The following is a 20,952-nucleotide window of genomic DNA, read 5'->3' as shown; positions in this document are numbered from 1 at the left end:
CAAGCACTAACACATGACGAAACCGCTGTTTATCGGATCCGAAATCTATCGCAATTCCAGTTATGGGGATTGGCATCCCTTGCGCGTGCCGCGGGTTTCGACAGTCATGGACCTTTCACGCGCATTAGGCTGGTTGCCGGTCGATCAATATATCACCAGTCCAACCGCGAAACCCGCCGCGCTGACCTCGTTTCACACGGCGGAGTATGTGTCTGCGCTGTCTAAGGCTGAAAAGGATCAAGAGGTGCCAGCCGAAGTCAAAGAACGTCATCACCTTGGCATTCCATCTAATCCTATCTTTCCAGAAATGTATCGGCGGCCGGCGACGTCCGTTGGAGCAGCGCTTTTGGCGGGTGAATTGCTGCGGGACGGCGGGGTGGTCCATGCACCGGGGTGCGGCACGCATCATGGGATGCCGGATCGAGCCAATGGCTTTTGCTATCTCAATGACCCGGTATTCGCGATCCAGTCTCTCTTTCGAAACGGGTGCAGGCGCGTTGCCTACGTCGATATCGATGCCCATCATCCGGACGGCGTTGAGTACGCATTTGAGGGCGATCCTAACGTGCTTATGATCTCCATCCACGAGGAAAACCGCTGGCCGCGGACAGGGGCGTTAGAGGATCGTGGGGCGGGGAATGTTTGGAACCTGCCGGTGCCTCGCGGGTTGAACGACGATGAAATGTTGTTGATTTTGAACAAACTTTTGCTGCCGTTGGTTCAAAATTTCCAGCCGGACGCCATTGTTCTGCAATGCGGCGCGGATGCCGTCGAAGAAGACCCGCAATCGAAACTGTCCCTGTCCAATCGCTCGCACTACGCCGTCGTACGAGAACTGATGCCGCTTTCAGATCGACTGCTCGTCACCGGTGGAGGCGGTTACAATCCATGGTCAGTGGGTCGGCTGTGGACAGGCGTTTGGGGCGTTCTCAACGGAATTGATCCACCGTCTGATCTGATTGACGAAGCTCAGGCTGGTTTGCGGGACATAAAATGGACCGGCCAGCGGCGTTTCAAGGAGCCACTCCCGCATTGGATCACGTCGTTGATCGATCCTCCCAATAACGGCCCTATTCGGGATGAGGTCCGCGGCTCCATTGGCCAGTTAGTTCGCCGAAGGCGCGCCACACAGCAGGTCTAACTGTTCAAAAATTGCCGAGCCATTCGCTTGAAAGGGCGAGGTCGCAGGTCCGGCGGCCAATGCCGAAAGCATGGCTTGGCCCAGCTCTTCTGGCGTCGTCACCTGCCAAACGCTCTGACTCTTCGAGAGTTCTGAGTACCCAGACCTAAAATTATCGATATGCGGCCCATGAATAATTTGGCACCGATATGCAGCGGGTTCATAGGGGGTGTGACCGCCTTTGGGAACGAGCGAACCGCCTACGAAAGCGACTGCGGATGCGCGATACCACCAATCCATTTCACCCAAGCTGTCCGCAACAAAAACGTCGGCATTGGTGGTCGTCCGATCGGATCGCAGCGTTGTCGCAAACCCCGCGTTCTCTGACATCGCTTTGATCGAAGGCCCTCTTTCAGGATGCCTGGGCGCAAGAATGAGCCGCAAGTTTGGCCTTTCTTTTTGTGCCAAAGCTAATCCTGCTAGGACAATCTCATCTTCGCCCTCATGCGTTGCTGCGGCCAAGACGGTTTGGTCTCGCTCAAAAGATTGGGCAATTTCGGGAAGAGGGGTTGTCACCGGTGCGTAGAGTTCCTTGAGATTGAAAGGCGGGCAGATTTTAGCTGCCGGTGCTCCAAGCGTTTCGAACCGGTCAGCGGATGCTTGGTCTTGTGGGAAAACGGCTGCGACTTGAGACATGATGCGTTCTGCTGTCTTGGGAAAACGGGACCATGTTTTCATAGTGGAAGCCGACATCCGGGCGTTCAGGAGTATTACGGGAACATCCCGCTTGTGAGCAGTTAGCAATCGGTTCGGCCAAAGCTCGTTTTCAATCACAATAAGTGCAGTGACATCGTTTTTGGACAAAAACCGTCTTGTGGCCGACACAAGATCCAATGGCGCCAATCCAGCGTTCACATTTGCGAATGACCACGAACGCACCGCATCTCGCCCCGTCGTCGTCCCGGTCGTAACTAGGACACTATGCGATTTGGAAAGGTGCAAGATCGCGGGTCTGGCCGCATTCGCTTCGCCGACGCTAGAGAGGTGAACCCAGATTGAGGGGCCTTTTTGTCTCGGGCCTCTGATACGCTCCTTAACATCTGCAGTTGTTTCGCGACCCTTAGCCCACGCTATCAGCGACCGACAGAGAACCGCCGTGACGATGAGAGGCAAAACAAGACGATAAAGCAGCAAAGACGCGATCCGGTACTGTGTCGTTGCTGTCTAACAGCGGGCGTTAGGTCAATCCAGTGTTAGCGATCAATGGCTTCAGCCGACAACGCGATGGCTTGTTGATAAACCGTAGCCGCGTTCCATTCATCGAGGACAGCGAAATTTGCGGTACCTTCTTGATAGGGTTGGCCAGCTTGCCAGCCTTTCTGCCGCAAGAAATTCGCCGTAGAGGCCAGCGAGTCGGCAATTCCGTAAAGGTCGACCTTCCCGTTTCTGTCTGCATCGACGCCATATGTAATCACGTTCCCGGGCAAAAACTGGGTATGGCCCATTTCGCCATGCGCCGCGCCGCTTTGATCAGAACTCAAGCTGCCTTGATCCACCAGTTTCAAAGCGGCAATCGCGTGAGGTGTGAAGAAATCCGACCGACGGCAATCATATGCAACCGTAGTGATAGAATCGACAACCGGTGTCGTTCCCATGTTGCGCCCAAACCCGGTTTCCATCCCGTGGATGGCAAGGATGATCCCAGCAGGCACGCCGTATACGCGCTCTAGCTGGGTGTAAAATTCAGGGTATTTAGCCTTTTCTCGACGCGCTTGAGCAGCAAATCCATCAATGGAACCTAGACGAATTCTAACAAAGTCGCCGAGCTCATATCTTACCCCGCGCTGATTGCGGTCTGCGTTGATTGTGGATTGAGAGTATTGAGCATTTGCAAGAGCTTGCAGGCCACGTTCACCAACTCCAGCTTGGGCGGCCTCCGCGGCAAATTCCTGTTTCCAGTTGGCATAGCCAGAGGAATCGTTGCCGCAGGTTGCGGCATATGCGCCCGTTGAAACCGAGATTGCCAAGATGGGCCAAAGTGATCTGATCATGCAATTACCTCTCTGGAATACGGGCAGCATAGCAATGCAGCTCGTATTCCGAAAGAAAATTACGCGATCATTTCAACTTTAGGGCGATTGCCTTGATCAGTCCCGCGTCCCCGCAAAACGTTCTGACCATTCCTCGCGTTGATCATCTGTGATCTTGGCAAAGAGGTTTTCTGGAACCGTAAACTCGTGACCCTCTGGCAACGCGCTGAGAGCGGTCGCCATGTCGCTAGGCCATTCGGTGTCTAGCGTGTTCATGTCTTTGAACAATGTTGCTGCGGTGGTCGGTATGAAGGGCGCGGAAAGGACAGCGTAGAGGCGGATCAGGTTCAGCGCCAAACGTATCTGCGCTGCGGCTTGATCGGGGTCCTCTTTGAAAACGGCCCATGGCGCTGCCGATTGCAGGTATTCATTGCCCGCGACCCAGATCGCACGCAGTTCGGCAGCGGCTTTTCGGACGTCGATGGCGTCCATATGGGTTTGATAAGCCACAAGGCGCTTATCAAGATCCGCGATCAATGCCTCTTCTTGCGCGCCATATGAGCCGCCTGACGGAACGGCTTCACCAAACTTGGACCGGCAAAACTTGGTCACGCGGCTCACGAAGTTCCCCAACACGTCGGCAAGGTCTTTGTTGACATCCTGTTGGAAGGCTTCCCATGTGAATTCAGCATCCGAGGTTTCGGGCGCATGGCTGAGCAGCCACCACCGCCAATAGTCGGCGGGCAATATTTCGAGCGCTTGATCCATAAACACGCCGCGTCCGCGCGAGGTGGAGAATTGCCCTCCATCATAGTTCAGATAGTTGAAGGATTTGATGTAATCGACCAGCTTCCAGGGTTCTTGGCTGCCAAGAATTGTCGCCGGAAAGCTGAGCGTGTGGAAGGGCACGTTATCTTTGCCCATGAACTGCGTGTAGGTCACGTCATCCGCGCCTTTATCCGTACGCCACCAGTGTTCCCAATCAGACCCTTTGCCAGCATCGACCCATTCTTGGCTACAGGCAATGTATTCGATAGGGGCGTCGAACCAGACATAAAAGACCTTGCCTTCCATCCCAGGCCAATCTTGGTCGCCCTGTTTGACCGGTACGCCCCAATCAAGGTCACGTGTGATGCCGCGATCCTGCAGGCCGTCGCCATCGTTGAGCCATTTCTTGGCGATGGAGGTCGTCAGGATCGGCCAGTCGGCTTTGCTATCGATCCATTTGGCGATGTGGTCCTTCAAGGCGGATTGGCGCAGGTAGAGGTGCTTGGTTTCCCGCACTTCCAGATCGGTAGCGCCCGAAATGGTGGAATAGGGGTTGATGAGATCGGTCGGGTCCAGCTGCTTGGTGCAATTGTCACACTGATCGCCGCGCGCGCTTTCAAAGCCGCAATTGGGGCAGGTGCCCTCGATGTAGCGGTCGGGGAGGAAGCGCCCGTCGGTATGGGAATAGACCTGTTCCTCAACCACTTCGCGGATCAAGCCCATGTCGTTTAGGCGCCCCGCGAAGGCTTGCGTTAGCGCATGGTTTTGAGGGCTCGACGATCGGCCGAAGTGATCAAAGGACAGGCCGAAACCATCTGCGATTTCGGCCTGAACGCTGTGCATTTCCGCGCAGTATTCAGCCACGGGTTTACCCGCTTTTGCCGCTGCTAGTTCCGCTGGCGTTCCATGTTCATCGGTTGCGCAGAGGAAAAGCACCTCATTGCCGCGCCCACGCAGGTAACGCGCATAAAGGTCCGCCGGCAGTTGGCTCCCGACCAGGTTTCCCAAGTGCTTGATCCCATTGATGTAGGGAATGGCGGATGTGATGAGATGGCGGGCCATGGGGTGTTCCTAAGCGATTTGCGCCGTTTTAACGCCAAGCCCGGCCCGTGACCACAGGCTATTTGCGCTCTCGACTACGGCTTAACAATCGCCCAATCAGGAAAGTTGTGCGCGGCGCGTAGACGTATCTCGTTTTGTCTTCTGGTACATCGCGGACGCGCATTCGTGTCAAGCCGAATACGACCAATATCAGGTGCGCAACAGAGATCATGATGAACAACGCGGATGGGCCAAAGGCCGCGATTAATCTGGATGAGGTGTATGGGGCTGCGATTGCGCCAACAGCGTAGAAGAACATCAGGGCCGCGGAGAGTTCGACGCGCTGGTCGCTGGTTGCAAAGTCATGCGCATGCGCGGCAGCTACAGAGTAAATTGGAAAGGTCGTTAGGCCAAACAGACCCGCGCTGAGCATAATGCCCCATGTCCCACTTTGGGTTGTGAAGACCGTAATCGCGCAGGATGCCACGGCGGCGACAGACAGCCAGATTAAGACCCAACGACGGTCGAATTTGTCTGCAAGCCATCCCATGGGATATTGCGCCAAGGCACCGCCTGCGACGAAGGCGGCGAGAAAGTAACCGATTTGACTGGCGGCAAGGCCAACTTCTTGGCCGTAGATTGGCCCGACCATTCGAAATGAGGCGGATGATAATGCCGCGACCAGAACTCCAGCTACCGCTAAGGGGGAAGCCCGCCACGCCATCAACGGGCGCAATTTTGTTTGCGTTGGAGTGGTTGGTTGCGTTTGCTTAGTCAGCGCTAAGGGAAGGAGCGACGCACAACACAGGATCGTTAGAAGGTTATATGCGACATAGGTTTCCAAATTCGCCAGCGCGCCGATCATAAATTGAGCAATCAGTGATGTGCCCATGTCGACGACGCGATAGGTTCCCATAGCGCGGCCACGGGTTTCGTTGGTGACTTTGGCCTGGAGCCAAGCTTCTATGACGGTGTAGCAACCGGCGATACAGATACCCGAACCGATCCGAAAAAGCGCCCACCACGCGGCTGAGGTGACAATGACGTGCGCCGCAAGACCAATGGCACCGGTCGCGGCGAAAATCGCAAAAGCGCGGCTATGGCCGACGCTGCCCATGAGGCGAGGCGCCCACCAACACCCGATGAAGAATCCCAGGAAATGCGCAGAACCGAGAAAACCAACTTCGGCAGTCGAAAACCCGAATGAGAGGCCTGTCAAGGCATCCAATGGCCCAACGGCTCCGGATGAAAACTGGAGCAAGCTGATCGATAGAAAAAGGGCTGCAAAGGAAATCAACATACGCATGGTGCATCGGTTGCACCGCTCAACTGCTCAATCTTTCCTGTTTTCGACTTTAGCAGGTCGAAAACGTGTTAAGCGTGCAAGTTATTCGCTTGAAGCTGGAATTCATCAATCTAGGGTCTCCCCAAACAGAAGACGCGAGGGCCCTATGAAAACGCTGCAACTTGGAAGAACAGGTATTGAAGTACCTGATTGGTGCCTTGGGACGATGACCTACGGCAATCAAACGCCTCTCGAAGATGCGCACCTTCAAATCGATATGTGCCTCGACGTTGGTTTGAATTTTCTGGACACGGCTGAAATGTATCCGGTCAATCCGATCCGCGCTGAAACGGTTGGTCGGTCTGAGGAAGTGATCGGCGAGTGGGTTGCTAAGAGTGGTCGTCGGAGTGAACTGACCATTGCGACTAAAGTGTCAGGCGACAATCCCGGTTGGGTTAGGGGGGGCGCCGGATATGATGGCGCTATGATGCGCGAGGCGATTGAAGGATCGCTAAGACGTCTTCAGACCGATGTGATCGACGTCTACCAGATGCATTGGCCTATGCGCGGGTCTTACATGTTCCGTCAAAACTGGACCTATGATCCATCAAAACAAAGCCGACAAGAGACCATGGACCACATGCATGATGTTCTGTCCGCGCTGGGCGAGCTCGTAAAGGAGGGTAAAATTCGCGCGATTGGCATGTCAAATGAAAGTGCCTGGGGCATGACTAAATGGGTGGATTTTGCCGAGGAGCATGGGCTGCCCCGCATGGCGACTGTGCAAAACGAATATTCGTTGCTGTGCCGTTTGTACGACACGGATATGGCCGAGATGGCCGTGAACGAAGATGTGACACTTCTGTCTTTTTCTCCGCTCGCCTGCGGTTTGCTGACTGGCAAATACCAAGGCGGTGTCGTGCCGGAAGGAAGCCGGATGTCAATCGGTCCGGAATTAGGTGGCCGAATGACGCCTCGGACATTGGACGTGACGCAAGTGTATTTGGATTTGGCTCAGAAGCACGGTGTTGATCCGGTTCACATGGCGATGGCTTGGCAACGCACAAGACCGTTTCCTATTTCGGCGATCTTCGGTGCCACGACAAGCGATCAGTTGACGCACATTTTGGAAGGTCGCGATTTGGTTTTGACAGATGAGTTATGTGCTGAAATCGACCAGTTGCATCGGGCAAATCCTTATCCATACTGACACCCTGTCGCATAGGCACCACCGTTAGACGATTTGTGACGTGGGTTTGCCTCCGGCGGAGGTACTTTGGGCTCAAAAGACGAAGGGGAGATCGTTATGCCTTTGGAGATGAACAGAGAGGTTTTCATTACCTGCGCTGTGACAGGGTCGGGAAGCACGCAAGACCGCAGCCCGCATGTGCCGCGATCGCCGAAACAGATTGCTGACAGTGCCATTGATGCCGCGAAAGCAGGGGCGGCCGTTGTGCATTGTCACGTGCGCGATCCTGAGACGGGGACACCAGCGCGGGATTTGGCGCTTTATCGTGAGGTGACGGATCGCATCCGGGATGCGGAGGTTGATGTCGTTTTGAACCTGACTGCAGGTATGGGCGGCGATATCGTGTTCGGCTCATCTGAGGCGCCGTTCCCTACTGCTGAAGGTACAGACATGATCGGCGCAACGGAGCGGGTTACGCATGTGGCGGAATGTCTTCCTGAAATCTGCACCCTCGATTGCGGAACGATGAACTTCGCCGAGGCCGATTATGTTATGACCAATACGCCGGGCATGTTGGTGGCGATGGGCACCATGATGACCGAATTGGGCGTTAAGCCTGAGATCGAAGCCTTTGACACAGGTCATCTTTGGTATGCCAAGCAATTGGTCAAAGAGGGCGTTTTGGACAGCCCCGCATTGGTTCAGTTGTGCATGGGTGTGCCGTGGGGCGCGCCTGACGATCTGAACACCTTCATGGCGATGGTCAACAATGTCCCTCACGATTGGACTTTCTCCGCCTTCGGGTTGGGTCGTAGTCAGATGCCATATGTTGCTGCTTCGGTTCTTGCAGGAGGCAACGTGCGGGTAGGTTTAGAAGACAACCTGATGCTCGACAAAGGTGTTTTGGCAACCAATGCACAATTGGTCGAGCGGGCTGCGGGTATCATCGAAAACCTAGGTGCCCGCGTCATAGGCCCTGAAGAAGTTCGAACGAAACTCGGTCTGACAAAACGGGCCCCGTCCGCATGAGGGCGCTTGTAGCAGGTGCTTTTGTCGCTTTGGCCGGGTGCGCGGCGCTGTTTGATGATGAAGTTGGTGGCTTTTTTGAGGTTTATCGCGAAACAGATGTGCCCATTGCGAGCGTGGCTTTGTTCGAACCAGAGAAATACTTGGGCACTTGGTACGAAGTTGCCCGGTTTCCCGTTCCTTTTGAGGCTGGTTGCGCTGGCGTAACGGCGGAATACGGTGCGCAAGAAGACGGGAGTATTTCGGTTAAGAACACCTGCCGCAACCCAGATGGAACCATAAAGAGCACGATCGAAGGCAGTGCAGAGATCGTTGGGCCGGGTCGGTTGGAAGTGTCTTTTCCATCAGTTCCATTCGGAGCGTCGGATTATTGGGTGCTTTGGGTCGATGAAGATTACCAGACTGCAGTGGTTGGTGCGCCGAACGGACGGTCCGGTTGGATCTTGAATAGGTCGCCTGAAATTTCGGACGATCGGATGGCCGCGGCTCAAGAAATCTTGGATTTCAACGGCTACGATCTGGATCGTTTGTTGATTGTCGAACAATAGCCGCTCGGGTTGGGCGCAATCTAAGGAAGATAGTATGACGAAGACGGCAGCATTCATTGGCGGTGGCGTCATTGGCGGCGGTTGGGCTGCACGCTTTTTATTGATGGGTTGGGATGTGAGGCTTTTTGACCCTGATCCCGAGGCTGAACGGAAGATGGGTGAGGTTCTGGCAAATGCGCGCCGGTCTTTGCCGGGGCTTTCAGATACCGATTTGCCTGCTGAAGGTAGTCTGACGTTGTGTGAAACCATGTCCGAGGCCGTGGATGGTGCGACCTGGATACAGGAAAGCGTTCCAGAAAGGTTGGAGCTGAAACAGAAGGTCTATCAAACGTTGCAAGAACACTGCGACGAAAGCGCGATTATCGGATCGTCGACGAGCGGGTTCAAACCTTCTGAGCTTCAAAGTACGGCGTCCCGTCCAGAGCAGATTATTGTCACCCATCCGTTCAACCCAGTGTATCTTTTGCCGTTGGTTGAGGTTGTTGGCACCGGCGCAAATGATCCTGAACGCCTTGACCGTGCGAGTGAGATTTTGACCTCTATTGGCATGTACCCTTTGAGAGTAAGGGCTGAAATCGATGCCCATATTGCGGACAGGTTCTTGGAGGCTGTTTGGAGGGAAGCGCTTTGGCTCATTAAAGACGGCATCGCAACAACGGAAGAAATCGACGATGCGATCCGCTATGGCTTTGGTTTGCGCTGGGCGCAGATGGGATTGTTTGAGACCTATCGTGTTGCCGGTGGCGAGGCGGGGATGCGCCATTTCATTTCTCAGTTCGGACCGGCACTCAGCTGGCCTTGGACTAAGCTGATGGACGTGCCCGAGTTGACCGAAGAATTGACGGATATGATCGCCGATCAATCAGATGCGCAGTCGGGTCAGTATAGTATTCGAGAGCTTGAACGGGCGCGAGATAACAACCTTGTATCAATCCTTCGTGGCCTCAAAGCTCAGGACTGGGGTGCAGGTAAGATATTGAACGCGCAGGATAAACGCGTCAGCCGCATTGCCGAAACGCTTGATGAGGTTGAAGATGTTTCGCAGCCGATCAAGACGATAGAACGCGCCGTACCGCTCGATTGGACGGACTACAACGGTCACATGAATGAAGCGCGGTATCTTCAGGCATTTGGCGACGCTACGGATCGATTTATGCTGATCGTTGGGTGCGACGCTGAATATATTCAGAACGGTGGGAGCTATTTTACTGTAGAGACGCACATTCGTCATTTGGACGAAGTGCACGCGGGCCAAACCATTCGGGTCGATACGCAATGCATCGTCGGCGCTGGTAAAAAGATGCATGTTTTCCATCGGATGTGGCAAGGCGAACGGCTTTTGGCGACGGGGGAGCATATGCTGATCCATGTGAGCCTTGAGACGCGCAGACCATCTGAGCCCGGGCCGCAAGTTGCTGGGCCGCTGACCACAGTGGCTAAAGCACATTCTGCATTGCCGCTGCCTGACGGGGCAGGGTCATCTGTGGGTGTGAAATGAAACGGGTCTTAGTAACTGCCGGGGGTTCTGGCATCGGTCGTGCGATGGCAGACGCTTTCGCTGCGGACGGGTGTGACGTTTGGGTGACGGACATCAATGATCGGGCGTTGCAGGACCTGTCTGGCAAGGCATCTGTCGTTGATGCCTCGGATGAAGCAGACGTGGCCAACCTGTTCAAAGAGATCGAACAGACTTGGGGAGGTTTGGACGTACTTTGTGCCAATGCCGGCATTGCCGGCCCAACGGCAGCGGTTCAAGATGTCGAATTGGACGCGTGGCGTGCATGCGTGGCTGTGAACCTTGAAGGTGCGTTTTTGGCCTCGAAATACGCGGTTCCTCTCATGCAAGCTCAAAAGAGCGGTGCGATGGTCTTCACCTCCTCAACAGCAGGCATATATGGCTACCCCAACCGCGCGCCCTATGCCGCGGCGAAGTGGGGGATTATCGGGTTGATGAAGACGCTTGCCATGGAACTTGGTCCTTACGGCGTGCGTGCGAATGCAATCGCGCCAGGAGCGGTTGAAGGCCCTCGGATGGAAGGCGTGTTGGAGCGGGAAGCCAAAGCAAAGGGCATGACCCGTGATCAGGTCTACGAAGGCTATGCTGCTGGTACGTCGATGCGCAGTTTTGTGACCGCTGAAGATATCGCCAATATGGCGGTTTTCTTGGGCTCTGACGGGGCAAGACTGGTGTCTGGTCAGGTGATCGCGGTGGATGGCCACACGGAAAACCCCGATCCCAAACCCTAGCTATCCCTGAATAATCGGGTCATAGATCAGCCATGGAAGCTTGGGTTTGGATAACGGTCATGGCGGCGGCGGCGCAAACCGTACGCTTTATGCTCCAGAAACATCTTAAGGCGACCAAGCTTTCGACGACAGGCGCTACATTCGCTCGGTTCATCTATTCGGCCCCTTTGGTTTTGGTCATTGCCTTGTCCTACGCAGGTGTGACTGAGCAGGGCCTCCCCAGTTTCAATGGCCGGTTCTTCATGTTCGCCGTTATCGGTGGATTGAGCCAGATCCTCGCGACGATGTGTGTCGTAGCTCTATTTGCGCACCGAAATTTCGCTGTTGGGATCACATTCAAGAAAACCGAAGTCTTGCTGAGTGCCATCGTTGGCATTGTCGTCTTAGGCGACTTCATTGATTGGATGTCGTTTCTCGCGATTTTACTCGGTTTTGCAGGTGTTTTGCTTTTGAGCGATCCACCGAACGCGGTTGGCAGCTTCGGCTCCCGTGTCTTTAACAAGGGAGCGGGCCTCGGGCTTTTGTCCGGCTTGTTTTTTGGGTTCTCTGGCGTGTCCTATCGCGGCGCATCGCTCTCGATCGCGGAAGGCGACGTCTTTTTCCGCGCGATCTTTACGCTCGCCTTCGTCACTGCGTTTCAAGTTGCGATCATGGCCGTCTGGCTTGTTTGGCGAGAACGTGGAGAGATAATGCGGGTGCTTCGGGCGTGGCGCATTGCGTCCTTAGTTGGCCTCACCAGCATGGCAGGATCAATCTGCTGGTTCACGGCCTTCACTATGCAAACTGCAGCCTTGGTCAATGCGGTTGGGCAAATCGAACTAATCTTCTCTCTTGCCGCCAGTGCTTTGTTTTTCCGTGAAAAAGTCACCTCCCGCGAACTGCAAGGATTGGGGTTACTGACGCTCAGTATCCTCGCGCTCATATTGATAGGCTAGCCGGGCCACGCGCCACCAATTCTGCTGACAAGGCGATCTTCATCGTCATTTCTAAAGAATGGGACAGCGCGCCCAGCAGGACCATTGGCGACTCTATCTTCTAGTTCGGCAAGAACGACTTTCGTGATGAATGGTAAGTTGAATTGACGCACGCTATGCAACGGGACCCATTGCAAATGGGACAGTTCGTCCTCGGCCAGCGAAAAATCATCAATGTCGCTCTGAAGATGTTCTGCTTCAAGAAGCAGAAAGCGCGCGTCGAACCGACGCGGCCGGCCTTCTGGTGTGACCGCCCTGAAGAAAAACTCAAAAGGTGCAAAGGGAACATGGCCAGATTTGGCGAACCCGCGCCATCCCTGAGGAGCATCCGTCCATTCCCCGTGCTGTCCAAGGATCTGCCCTGTTTCTTCCCAAAGCTCTCTGACAGCCGCTGCGGCAATCGCATGTGCTGGGATAAGGCTTTCCTCATTCAATTGAGCGGTCGTGTCCGCTGGCAGGCCATGAACAGGCACTTGATGGTCATTTTGATCAATTGCGCCGCCCGGGAAGACAAATTTCCCCGGCATGAAAACCGCGGTTTTGCCCCGTTGGCCCATAAGAACTTTGGGGTCCGTCGCTTGATCACGGAGAACGATAACCGTTGCGGCGTCTCGAATAGGGACGTTGGACGTCAATTAGGCCTCTTTCCCAAAGCCGTGCATCCGCTTGGCCCATTGGATGGCGATAATCATGCCCTTGAGCCGTGGCAAAAGCCACAGCGATAGTGCGACACTTCCCGCCGTCAAAACCAGCGCCATTGTCAAGGGATCAGGGCGATAAGCGCTCCAGATGAAGTGCATTGCAAAGCCGATGATATGTCCAACAACAAGAATGGTCAGATATGCAGGTCCATCATCCGCACGATGTGCCGTGAAATCCTGACCGCAGTGAGAGCAACTGTCCGCCGTCTTAAGATACCCCGCAAAAAGCGACCCTTGACCGCAATTGGGACACTTACGTTTTAACCCACGCCACATGGCGGGTTTCATTTCGCGTTCTTCAACAACGTCTGACATTTTCAGGTTCCTTCTTCGAGGTCTACCTATGCCCTTTGAGGCCAAAAAATAAGAAGGAAAACGGCATCGCGAAACTTTTTTCGATTTTTTGCGACGGAAAGTCAAAATGCTCCCGTTTCAACAATATCTCCGGCGATTGGTCGGGTCTTTGAAATGAGGAACAAGATGAAAACGACAGTATTGATGGCAGGTATCACAGCGGCTTTGGTCATGACTGCGGCGGATGTTCAAGCCAAACCGGGTGGAGATCGCCCAGACTTTTCGACTTTGGACGCGAACGGCGATGGGCAAATCACAATGGAAGAACTCCAAGCTCAGGGTCAGGCGCGGTTCGCGGCCGCAGATATCGATGGAAACGGGTCATTGTCGGTCGAAGAACTGACAGCGGCCGCCGAAGGGCGCCGCGCAAATCGCATCGATCGCATGATGGAGCGCCTGGATACAAACGGAGATGGTGAATTGTCTCAAGATGAACTGGCCCAGATGCGTGAACGCCGCGGTGGAGCTATGGCGGAACGCATATTTGAACGCATCGACGAAAATGACGACGGTGCCATCAGTGAGGAAGAATTCGAAACTGCGAAAGAGCGTGGACGCGGCGGACGCCATGGCGGAAAATCTGACCGCGGCTCCGACAGCGACGAAGGATAAGCACCTCATGAGCGGGGCTTGCGCCCCGCTCATTGCTTGCCAATTCTGTTATGAGTACCAAAGGGCTCAATGACCGATCTTTCAAACGCACCGGATGCTGCACTCTTGGTGGCCTATGCAAACGGCGACCCAGATGCAGCGACAGTTCTGACGCGGCGCCTGCTTCCGAAGGTGCTAGGGCAGGCGACGCGCATGTTGAATGATCGGGCAGAGGCAGAGGATGTGGCGCAAGAGGCGATGATCCGGTTGTGGAAGGTCGCACCTGACTGGCGGCAAGATGAGGCTAAAGTCAGTACCTGGTTGTATCGCGTTGTCGCCAACCTTTGTACGGATAGGCTGCGCAAGCGTCGTGGCAACGTGGGGTTGGATCAGATCGCCGAAGTGGACGACGGAAACCCATCAGCGGCACGCGAGCTACAAAGCAAACGCCGTGTTTTTGCGTTGAAATATGCGTTAGCACAATTGCCGGAACGTCAGGCGCAGGCAGTCGCGCTGCGTCACTTAGAAGGCCTTAGCAATCCTGAGATTGCAGAAATTATGGACATCACCGTTACTGCGGTGGAAAATCTAACGGCGCGTGGAAAACGAAGTTTGATCGTGCTTCTGGCGGAGCAAAAGGCAGAATTGGGGTTTGAAGATGACACAACCTGATGACCAGCTACTGGCGTCTTTGTTTGACGAAGCACGTTCAGAAAATGTGGAACCGTCGGATGACCTACTAACTCGCGTCCTCGCAGATGCGGATGAGTGTCAGCCGAAAGCATCATCTGTTTCGGCCGCAAAAGCTTCTTTTTGGGATCGATTGCTTTCCGGCGTTGGCGGCTGGCCGGCTTTAAGTGGCGTGACGGCCGCTGGCGTTGCAGGTCTTTGGATTGGACTCACGCCGCCAGACGTCGTTGATGATTGGGTCGCAAACGCTATGGGAAACACAACGTCGGTCTCTTTTGTGGACGACTTCGCTGGTTTTGATGAGGTAACGCTAGATGGCTGACAGTTCGGAACAAAAACCGCGCCGACTTTGGAAAGTCATCTTTGCGGTCTCTTTGGCCTTTAACGTCGCCGTAATTGGGGTCGTGGCTGGTGTCGGATTTCGATTTGCTGGCGGGAAACCACCGCAAGCGTTTGAGATTGGCTTAGGCCCAATCGGGATGGCCTTAACACCGGAACAAAGACGCGAAATTGGGCGCTCTTTACGACGCAATCCTGAACTTCGTGAACTGGGTCGTTCTCGGAGCGATGGCATGATCGAGAACGTTCTCGAAGTCCTTCGCGCCGAAACATTTGATCCGGTTGCTTTGGATCAAGCGCTGGCGGGGGCGAGGGAACGCGCAAGGGTTCTTCAGTCAGCTGCGCGCGCCGCATTTGTTGCTCAAGTAGAAAGCATGACGCAAGATGAGCGGGCCGCCTTTGCAGATAAGCTCGAGCGAGCCTCGCAGCAGCGTCGGAAACCTTAAGCGGCTTGCTCGCTGAGCGCGACTTTGTCCCGACCGGACGCTTTCGCTTCGTATAGGGCTGCGTCTGCTTTGCTAAAGAGGACCTCTGGCGGTGTAAGGCATTTGCCGAGAACGTCGTCGACTGCGACACCAGCAGAGACTGTTACGTTTATTGCACCCTCGGAACGGTCAAAGTCGAAGCTTTCGCGGCCGATGGTCTCTCTGACCCGTTCTGCGGCAAGCTCTGCCTGACACAATGATGTCTCTGGCATAGCAACTAAAAACTCTTCGCCGCCGATGCGAGCAACGAGATCCAAGCTTCTGAAATTTTGCTCCAGGCAATTCGCGACCTTCTTGAGAACAAGGTCTCCATGAGCATGCCCAAAGCGGTCATTGATCTGTTTGAAATGGTCGATGTCGAAGATCAGAAGGGCGTAGCTTTCGCGCTTTGCAAAAGCCTGTTCGGCGACGCTCTTTAGGTGCGTTTTTGCGTAGCGTCGGTTATACAGGCCTGTCAGTGGGTCCAAGGTGGCAGCTTCCAAGCCTGACAAAACGCATTTGCGTTGTCTATCTTGCCGGCGTTTGTGTTGTATCAGGCTATCGATACGTATCGATAGCTCATTTAGGGAGATGTCATCATAAACCACCTCGCCAGCCCCGAAATCCAATGCCTGAACCGCAATGTCGGCGCGACCTTTCGGAGCGATCACCATAATTTGCGAATTGCGCAAACTGGGACGGGAGTAGATATCGGATACCAATGCACAGGCATCAATATTCCAAGCATCGATGACAAAGACGTCGCCGGGCGCATTCTCCGCCGAAGTGGCCAATGCTCCTGCGCCTATTCGGACTGAAACGCGGAACTGAGTAAGATTTGCGAACAAGTTCTTGAGGACTGATGTGCGGTTCGCACTGCCTGGCGCAAGGCAAAGATGAGCAGGCGCAAGTATTGGTGCCACCTCTTCCTCAAAGCCAAGTGCTTGCGACGTCTCATTTCTAATGTCCCATTCGAGGTTGGCTATGCGACGCCTCAGCAGGCCACGTATTCGAGCCAGCATAAGTGCGTCGCTAATGGGATGAGGTAAAACTTCGTCGACACCTGCATCAAGTGCCGCAAAACGCACGCGAGCTGTATCCGCGATACCAATAGCTACTATTGCGGTGTCCCGAAATTTCGGGTTTGTCTTGAGTCTTTTACAAAACTGATGGCCGTCTTCGACTGGATCCGAAAGATTTATGAGCAAAAGATCGGGTCTGTCCTGTTCCATCAATTGAAGGGCGTCTTTACAGGTCGCGGCAGTGAGTGTTTCGTAGCGCGCCGCGGCCAATTTGACCTTCATAACGATCCGATTGGTGGCTACGCTGTCGAGAATGAGTATCTTGCCTGTCATCTTGATTCCTTCTGGCGGTTGACCGCTTCCCGTCATCAAGTTGAAACAAATTTGTTAAGAATGCGTTGCCGATTCAGAAAGGATGTTGAATGTCGCCTGAAATCGCTGAAACCATAGCCCTTCAGGCACTTGCTTGGCTGGTCGGCAATGACGAGGTTTTGCCCGTTTTTCTTGGGTCTACGGGGACATCTGAAGTGGAACTAAGACAGCGCGCGACAGATCACGAATTTCAAGCGTCGGTCCTTGAATTCATAACGATGGATGATGCGTGGGTTAAGGATTTCTGTGACACGATTAACCTTGCTTACGAGGATCCACTTCGTGCTCGATATGCTTTGCCGGGCGCAGAACAGGTACATTGGACATGAGCGATCGATCCAATCAGATCAAAGGTGTGATCTTCGACAAGGACGGCACATTATTTGATTTCAACGCAACGTGGGGCGCATGGGCGGAGACCATGATCGCTGCGGAAACCCGAGGCGATAGTGTTCTGAAGCAACGGCTTGCTGATCGGCTCGATTATGACTTGGAAAATAAGGTGTTCCGTCCAGGCAGCATCGTTATCGCCGAAACCGTTGAAGTGACTGCTGACGCGATACTTGAGGTGCTTAAGTCTGACGATAAATCGGGCTTGATCAAACGTATGAACGACGCGGCCACTCAGGTGCCGCAGATAGAGGCGACACCGTTGGGTGCTTTTGTGGCCGAATTGAAAGAGTTGGGTTTAAAGATCGGCGTGGCAACAAACGACGCCGAAGGACCAGCAAGAAGCCACCTCTCGCGGGCCGGTGTGGAACAGGCGTTTGACTTCATCGCGGGCTTCGACAGTGGCTATGGTGGAAAACCTGCACCCGGACAGCTGCTTGGCTTTTGCGAGCAAGAAGGTTTGCAACCCGATGAATGTGTTATGGTTGGTGATAGCACTCATGACCTCGATGCTGGCCGTGCCGCGGGTATGATCTGTGTCGGGGTTTTGACCGGACCTGCGCCGGAAGAAGAGCTGGCGCCATTTGCAGACGTCGTCCTTACGAGCATCGCTCAATTGCCGGATTGGCTTCGAACTGGTCGCGTTTAGCGACAAAATTTGTCGCAAACCGAAAATCAACTGCCGGAACATCGCATCACTCTGAGTGGAAGACTTGGAGGATCGATCATGGGCCGTACAGCACGACGCAGAGGCGGAGGGCGCGCGGGCAACGCCGCTAGAAGAGCCACAGCTTCAATTGATCAGATGCCGTGGCGAATTCCCGTCAATATCGACCGACCGACGGAGCCGCTTGATGAAGAGGGCGTCGCGGCGATCCACAATGGTGCGATGACGATCCTTGAAGACATCGGGATAGAGTTTCTCAATGAAGAAGCTCTAGAGCTATTCAAAGAGGCTGGATGCACCGTGAATGGCACCAATGTGCGCATGGGCCGCGATTGGGTGATGGAGATGATCGGCCATGCGCCATCACAATTCGATATCACGCCACGCAATCCTGATCGAAAGATTACCTTTGGCGGCAACCATATCCTGTTCGGAAATGTGTCCTCGCCACCAAATTATTTCGACCTTGAGATTGGAAAAAAGGTTCCAGGCACGCGGGCGCAATGTGCGAACCTTTTGCGCCTCACCCAACACTTCAACTGCATCCATTTCGCGGGTGGCTACCCTGTCGAACCGGTCGATGTGCACGCATCGGTGCGCCATTTGGATGTAGTCTACGACAAGATGGTTCTGACCGACAAAGTGGCGCACGCCTATTCGCTGGGGAAAGAACGCGTTGAAGATGTGATGGAGATGGTGCGCATAGCGGGCGGGATGACGGATGAGGAATTCGAGTCCAATCCGCATATGTATACGAACATCAATTCGACATCGCCGCTTAAGCATGACGTACCCATGATTGATGGATGCCTGCGTCTTGCCCGAAGAGGGCAGGCGGTTGTTGTTACGCCATTCACATTGGCGGGTGCTATGGCGCCGGTCACGATGTCCGGTGCCGTTACGCTGTCCATTGCGGAAGGCCTCAGTGCGATTGCGTTGTTCCAATACGTCAATCCGGGCACGCCGTGCGTGATCGGCACCTTTACATCTAACGTAGACATGAAATCGGGCGCACCCGCGTTTGGGACGCCCGAATATATGCGCGCGACTCAGATGACTGGCCAAATGGCGCGGCACTATGGCTTGCCGATGCGCGCCTCCGGCGTTTGTGCGGCCAACGTACCTGACGGTCAAGCGATGTGGGAAACGTCGAATTCGCTTTGGTCCGCTGTGCAAGCTGGCACCAATATGGTCTATCACGCGGCGGGTTGGCTTGAAGGCGGGTTGATCGCTTCGCCAGAGAAGTTTGTAATGGACTGTGAAGTTTTGCAAATGATCCAGCGCTATATGGAGCCTGTGATTACGGAGACAGGTCCGGAAGAGATCGCGCTTGATGCGATCAAGGAAGTTGGCTCAAACGGGCACTATTTCGGCATTGAGCACACCCAACAGCGCTATGAAAAAGCCTTTTATCAGCCCTTTGTTTCAGATTGGCGCAACTTCGAGGCGTGGGAAGTCGTCGGCGGGATCTGGACGGCGCAGCGGGCGCACCAGACCTTCAAAGACATCATCAATACCTTTGAAGAGCCGGCAATGGACGAGGGAATCAAGGAAGAATTGCAAGCCTTTGTCGCGAAGCGAAAAGAAGAAGGTGGAGCACCGACGGATTTTTGATCCGACGGTGCTGTCCGCAGCCTAGGACATCTTGATCGCGACGTTCTTAGTTTGGACGTAATTCCAAAGCGCTTCGCGCCCTTTCTCACGTCCGTAGCCGGATTTACCGAAACCACCAAATGGCGTTTCGACACCCCCCGCGTACCATTCATTGACGAAAATCTGACCTGCGCGAATAGCGCGCGTGGCTCTGGTGGCACGCCCGAGATCTTTGGTGAACACCCCGCCAACCAATCCAAATTCGGTGCTATTGGAAATTTGGTGTGCTTCTTCCTCGTCCTTGAACGACAGAACCGACATCACCGGCCCAAAGACTTCTTCTTGAGCGATGGTCATATGTGGTGTGACGTCAGAGATGATGGTCGGTTCGAGGAACGCGCCAGGGATGTTTAGAGCATGACCACCAGTGGCAACCGTTGCACCTTGATCGACGGCCCCTGCAATAAGCCCTAAGGCGCGATCTCGCTGCTGTTCTGAAACCATTGAACCCATGTTGGCGCCAAACTCAGGTCGATCAATGCCCGGTCCAACAGAGAGGGATTGCGCAATTGCGACAGCGCGGTCGACCAATTCATTCTTACGGCTTTCATGCACGATGACGCGGCTCATTGCAGAACAAACTTGACCGGCATTGAAGAAAATACCCCAACGGATGTCCCTTTCGAACGCGTCAAGGTCGGCGTCGTCATGTACGATGGCTGCCGATTTTCCTCCCAGCTCTAGAACACAAGGAACGACGTTCTTCGCGGCTGCCTCTGCAACACGCGTTCCTGTTGCGACGGAGCCAGTGAAGACGACCTGACGGACATCTGGGTGTCCAGCCAAAGCCGCCCCCGCTTCGTGACCATACCCGCAGAGCACGTTCACGGCACCCTTTGGAAGCCCTGCGGCTTCTGCCGCGTGTCCCCAAATCATAGACGTCACAGGGGTCATTTCGGCACTTTTCACGACGATGGTGTTGCCGGTCGTCAGAGCTGCTGAAACTGAGCGAGCGGCCATCTCAACAGGGTAGTTCCATGGGATGATGTGCGCTGTCACGCCGTAGGGTTCGTAAACCGTATAATCGATATACCCATCGCCGAGTGGGATCGATTTACCTTCGACGGTTTCCGCTTGATTGCCGTAATATTCGAAGTAGCGCGCAGCCCCTCTAATCTCGATCAAAGCCTCCCAAAGTGGCTTGCCTTGTTCTTCGCTCAGCATCTCCGCATACATCTGATCATTGTCGAGGATGTATTGCCCCATGGCCTTGACCATACGGCCTCTTTCCACAGGGCGCAGCGTCGTCAACACGCCAGACTCATGAACGCGTTTTGCCGCTTGTACTGCGCGATCAACATCTGAAGCGTTCGCCAAAGCGTGCTCCGTCAGCACGGCGCCCGTGCCGGGATTGGTAACTTCAATCCTGCCAGCACCACCATCGACCCAAGCGCCGTCGATGTAGTTTTTATAGTAGTCATTAAAGCGCGTCACAGGTCCTACCCCCCATTTGTTTGTTAGGTGATGCCCAAGCCTATACC

At 54.5% G+C, this 20,952-nt stretch carries 22 protein-coding genes; 14 read left to right on the top strand and 8 right to left on the bottom strand.

Annotated elements, in window-relative coordinates:
- The first annotated feature begins 13 nt into the window (after positions 1–13).
- A complete protein-coding gene (locus tag BUA85_RS06360; RefSeq protein ID WP_072899992.1) occupies positions 14–1,141 on the top strand; it encodes an acetoin utilization protein AcuC in 1,128 nt (375 codons plus the stop codon).
- Here BUA85_RS06360 and BUA85_RS06355 read toward each other — a convergent pair.
- The 4 genes from BUA85_RS06355 to BUA85_RS06340 form a co-directional block, all read right to left on the bottom strand.
- A complete protein-coding gene (locus tag BUA85_RS06355) occupies positions 1,106–2,293 on the bottom strand; it encodes a 3-deoxy-D-manno-octulosonic acid transferase (protein ID WP_072899991.1) in 1,188 nt (395 codons plus the stop codon). The two genes, BUA85_RS06360 and BUA85_RS06355, sit on opposite strands and share 36 nt — an antisense overlap.
- Before the next feature lie 80 nt (positions 2,294–2,373).
- Positions 2,374–3,171: a lytic murein transglycosylase gene (locus BUA85_RS06350; RefSeq protein WP_072899990.1), complete on the bottom strand. Its 798-nt coding sequence runs from the start codon at positions 3,169–3,171 to the stop codon at positions 2,374–2,376.
- A 96-nt stretch (positions 3,172–3,267) separates the two neighbouring features.
- Positions 3,268–4,980, bottom strand: a complete 1,713-nt coding sequence (gene metG / locus BUA85_RS06345; RefSeq protein ID WP_072899989.1) for a methionine--tRNA ligase — start codon at positions 4,978–4,980, stop codon at positions 3,268–3,270.
- Positions 4,981–5,038: 58 nt separating this feature from the next.
- Positions 5,039–6,265 (bottom strand): MFS transporter, encoded by a 1,227-nt coding sequence (locus BUA85_RS06340; RefSeq protein WP_072899988.1) that lies wholly within the window; start codon positions 6,263–6,265, stop codon positions 5,039–5,041.
- 145 nt (positions 6,266–6,410) lie between these two features.
- On the opposite strand from BUA85_RS06340, the gene BUA85_RS06335 reads away from it, so the two are divergent.
- From BUA85_RS06335 to BUA85_RS06310, 6 genes are all read left to right on the top strand, one after another.
- On the top strand, positions 6,411–7,454 hold the full coding sequence (locus BUA85_RS06335) for an aldo/keto reductase (RefSeq protein WP_072899987.1): 1,044 nt from the start codon (positions 6,411–6,413) through the stop codon (positions 7,452–7,454).
- 96 nt (positions 7,455–7,550) lie between these two features.
- The gene (gene bcoG / locus BUA85_RS06330) at positions 7,551–8,462 is read left to right on the top strand and encodes a 3-dehydrocarnitine:acetyl-CoA trimethylamine transferase BcoG (RefSeq protein ID WP_072900448.1); all 912 of its coding nucleotides are present in this window, start codon (positions 7,551–7,553) and stop codon (positions 8,460–8,462) included.
- Entirely contained in the window at positions 8,459–9,007 is a 549-nt protein-coding gene (locus BUA85_RS06325; protein WP_072899986.1) for a lipocalin family protein, read from the top strand. Before bcoG ends, BUA85_RS06325 begins: the two co-directional genes overlap by 4 nt.
- A 34-nt stretch (positions 9,008–9,041) precedes the next feature.
- Positions 9,042–10,505 (top strand): carnitine 3-dehydrogenase, encoded by a 1,464-nt coding sequence (locus BUA85_RS06320; RefSeq protein ID WP_072900447.1) that lies wholly within the window; start codon positions 9,042–9,044, stop codon positions 10,503–10,505.
- A complete protein-coding gene (locus tag BUA85_RS06315; RefSeq protein ID WP_072899985.1) occupies positions 10,502–11,254 on the top strand; it encodes an SDR family oxidoreductase in 753 nt (250 codons plus the stop codon). Before BUA85_RS06320 ends, BUA85_RS06315 begins: the two co-directional genes overlap by 4 nt.
- A gap of 32 nt (positions 11,255–11,286) precedes the next feature.
- A complete protein-coding gene (locus tag BUA85_RS06310; RefSeq protein WP_072899984.1) occupies positions 11,287–12,189 on the top strand; it encodes an EamA family transporter in 903 nt (300 codons plus the stop codon).
- Here the strand turns inward: BUA85_RS06310 and BUA85_RS06305 are convergent.
- Complete coding sequence (locus BUA85_RS06305; RefSeq protein ID WP_072899983.1) at positions 12,186–12,863, bottom strand: NUDIX hydrolase; 678 nt, start codon at positions 12,861–12,863, stop codon at positions 12,186–12,188. The genes BUA85_RS06310 and BUA85_RS06305 overlap by 4 nt on opposite strands.
- Positions 12,864–13,244: a DUF983 domain-containing protein gene (locus BUA85_RS06300; RefSeq protein WP_072899982.1), complete on the bottom strand. Its 381-nt coding sequence runs from the start codon at positions 13,242–13,244 to the stop codon at positions 12,864–12,866.
- A 165-nt stretch (positions 13,245–13,409) separates the two neighbouring features.
- On the opposite strand from BUA85_RS06300, the gene BUA85_RS06295 reads away from it, so the two are divergent.
- The 4 genes from BUA85_RS06295 (at position 13,410) to BUA85_RS06280 (ending at position 15,349) form a co-directional block, all read left to right on the top strand.
- Complete coding sequence (locus BUA85_RS06295) at positions 13,410–13,895, top strand: EF-hand domain-containing protein (protein WP_072899981.1); 486 nt, start codon at positions 13,410–13,412, stop codon at positions 13,893–13,895.
- A gap of 69 nt (positions 13,896–13,964) precedes the next feature.
- Positions 13,965–14,546 carry an RNA polymerase sigma factor gene (locus BUA85_RS06290; protein WP_072899980.1) on the top strand — a complete coding sequence of 194 codons (582 nt, stop codon included), beginning with the start codon at positions 13,965–13,967 and terminating at the stop codon, positions 14,544–14,546.
- Positions 14,533–14,886 (top strand): hypothetical protein, encoded by a 354-nt coding sequence (locus BUA85_RS06285; RefSeq protein WP_072899979.1) that lies wholly within the window; start codon positions 14,533–14,535, stop codon positions 14,884–14,886. Before BUA85_RS06290 ends, BUA85_RS06285 begins: the two co-directional genes overlap by 14 nt.
- Entirely contained in the window at positions 14,879–15,349 is a 471-nt protein-coding gene (locus BUA85_RS06280; RefSeq protein ID WP_072899978.1) for a periplasmic heavy metal sensor, read from the top strand. Before BUA85_RS06285 ends, BUA85_RS06280 begins: the two co-directional genes overlap by 8 nt.
- On the opposite strand, the gene BUA85_RS06275 is transcribed toward BUA85_RS06280, so the two are convergent.
- Positions 15,346–16,722 (bottom strand): diguanylate cyclase, encoded by a 1,377-nt coding sequence (locus tag BUA85_RS06275; RefSeq protein ID WP_072900446.1) that lies wholly within the window; start codon positions 16,720–16,722, stop codon positions 15,346–15,348. The genes BUA85_RS06280 and BUA85_RS06275 overlap by 4 nt on opposite strands.
- Positions 16,723–16,811: 89 nt before the next feature.
- On the opposite strand from BUA85_RS06275, the gene BUA85_RS06270 reads away from it, so the two are divergent.
- The 3 genes from BUA85_RS06270 to BUA85_RS06260 all read left to right on the top strand — a co-directional run bounded on the left by BUA85_RS06270 (position 16,812) and on the right by BUA85_RS06260 (position 19,432).
- The gene (locus tag BUA85_RS06270) at positions 16,812–17,090 is read left to right on the top strand and encodes a DUF3572 domain-containing protein (protein ID WP_072899977.1); all 279 of its coding nucleotides are present in this window, start codon (positions 16,812–16,814) and stop codon (positions 17,088–17,090) included.
- Positions 17,087–17,800, top strand: a complete 714-nt coding sequence (locus BUA85_RS06265) for an HAD family hydrolase (RefSeq protein ID WP_072899976.1) — start codon at positions 17,087–17,089, stop codon at positions 17,798–17,800. The genes BUA85_RS06270 and BUA85_RS06265 overlap by 4 nt, the downstream gene beginning before the upstream one ends.
- A gap of 78 nt (positions 17,801–17,878) precedes the next feature.
- Entirely contained in the window at positions 17,879–19,432 is a 1,554-nt protein-coding gene (locus BUA85_RS06260; protein ID WP_072899975.1) for a trimethylamine methyltransferase family protein, read from the top strand.
- Positions 19,433–19,453: 21 nt separating this feature from the next.
- Here the strand turns inward: BUA85_RS06260 and BUA85_RS06255 are convergent, their stop codons facing one another.
- Positions 19,454–20,905: an aldehyde dehydrogenase family protein gene (locus BUA85_RS06255; protein ID WP_072899974.1), complete on the bottom strand. Its 1,452-nt coding sequence runs from the start codon at positions 20,903–20,905 to the stop codon at positions 19,454–19,456.
- Positions 20,906–20,952: the final 47 nt, after the last annotated feature.

It is taken from the genome of Cognatiyoonia sediminum (assembly GCF_900129845.1).
Taxonomy (GTDB): Bacteria; Pseudomonadota; Alphaproteobacteria; order Rhodobacterales; family Rhodobacteraceae; genus Cognatiyoonia; species Cognatiyoonia sediminum.
Note: the sequence above shows the minus strand (reverse complement) of the source record. Positions and strands in the feature narration are given on the sequence as shown.